This window comes from Streptomyces sp. H27-H1 (genome assembly GCF_026627445.1).
Lineage (GTDB): Bacteria > Actinomycetota > Actinomycetes > Streptomycetales > Streptomycetaceae > Streptomyces.
The window spans coordinates 1-1,575 of sequence record NZ_JAPNLJ010000136.1 but is presented as its reverse complement, the minus strand read 5'-3'; the positions used below and the strand labels follow the sequence as shown (position 1 = coordinate 1,575).

The 1,575-nt window shown below is 65.7% G+C and carries 2 protein-coding genes; one reads left to right on the top strand and one right to left on the bottom strand.

Going from position 1 to position 1,575, the window contains the following annotated elements; genetic code table 11:
- Window positions 1-55: 55 nt before the first annotated feature.
- Window positions 56-811 (bottom strand): transposase, encoded by a 756-nt coding sequence (locus OTB20_RS42115; RefSeq protein ID WP_267825174.1) that lies wholly within the window; start codon window positions 809-811, stop codon window positions 56-58.
- A gap of 174 nt (window positions 812-985) precedes the next feature.
- Here OTB20_RS42115 and OTB20_RS42110 point away from each other — a divergent pair.
- Window positions 986-1,575 (top strand): transposase (locus OTB20_RS42110; RefSeq protein ID WP_420716624.1); only part of this gene is annotated, 590 nt, incomplete at its 3' end.

Here is a 1,575-nt window from a genome sequence, read left to right as displayed (position 1 = left end):
CCAGCAGGGGCACGGTCTCAAACCAGAAGTCCGATGCTTCGGGCAGCGATAGTGCTCACCTGCTGGCGGCTACGAATCGAGCATTCCCCGACTTCGTAGCTCCCATTAGGCAGCGCAGGATCTCGCGTTTGGTCTTTCCTTCGGTGGTGCGGCGGGCGACGTAGTCGATCGTGGGCTGGTGGAATTGCATCCGGACGATGACGGTTCGGTAGATCGCGGCGTTCAGCTGTCGGTGGCCGCCGTGGTTGCTGCGGTGCCTGCCGCTGGTCATGCCGGAGCCGGTGGGCACGGGAGCGATGCCCGCGAGCTTGGCGAGAGCGGCTTCGGACTTGATGCGCTCGGGGTTGTCGCCGGCGACGACGAGGATTTCCGCGGCGGTGTCCACTCCGATGCCGAACGGTTCGAGCAGTTGTGGAGCGGCTCTCTGGACGAGTTCGCCGATCATTTTCGTCAGTTCTTTGGCCTCGGTGTCGAGGTACTGCCACCGCTTGGCGAGCGTCCGTAGCGTGTGACACAGTGCGTCCTCGGGTCCTTCCAGGCGGCGGGGACGCAGGGCTGCCAGCTGCCGGGCCAGGGTGATCTGTGTCTTTCCCGCGGTTTCCCGGCGCAGGCTGTCCGGGGCGTGGACCAGCATGGCCTTCATCGTGACCATGGCCGCGGCGCGCTGTTCAACGGCCTGGTCGTGCGCGACCTTGAGTCGGCGGATCATGTCCGCTTCGCCGTCGGCGCTCTTCGGTGTGGCGGTCGCGAACCCGGCGAGGACGGCGCGGGCGGCGTTCTCGGCGTCCAGGGTGTCGGACTTGCCGTTCATCCGCGAAGACGATGGTGTCCCGTGGAGTGGTGTAGCTGATCTTGGCTGGGAAGTGCGCCGTCTCTGTGCTCCCGCGTGCATCGGCTGTGGGGGAATGCTCCCTGAAACGGGGCAGGCCACCGTGCAAATGTCCTTGGTGAACGGGCAGTTCAACCCAAGGAGCGCACGGTGGCCTTGTCCCAGCATGACCTACTTCGCCTGCTCGAGTCACTACGTTCGACAGACGGTCTTGAACTCGTCCGCGAGGTCGCCCAGCGGTTGCTGCAAGAACTGATCGAAGCCGAGGCCACCGCACGGATCGGCGCCGAGTGGGGCGAACAGGCCGAGACCCGCACCGCCTATCGCAACGGGCACCGGGAGAAGACCGTGACCACGCAGGCCGGCGACCTGGAACTCGCGATCCCCAAACTACGGGCCGGGAGCTTCTTCCCGAGCCTGCTCGAGCGCCGGCGCCGTATCGATCAGGCCCTCTACGCCGTGATCATGGAAGCCTACGTCCACGGCGTCTCCACCCGCTCCGTCGACGACCTGGTCAAAGCCCTCGGCTCGGATACCGGCATATCGAAGAGCGAGGTCTCCCGGATCTGCGCCGGCCTCGACGAGGAACTCGACGTCTTCCGGGCCCGGCCGCTGGATCCAGGGCTGTTGCAAAGTCTTTTGGTCTTGGATCGTTGCTGGTCAGGAGAGGCCGAGGAGTTCGAGGGGTCGTCGGAAACAGTCGTAGGACATCTCGCGGAGGCTGGCCGCGATGTTCGTGTGGCCCG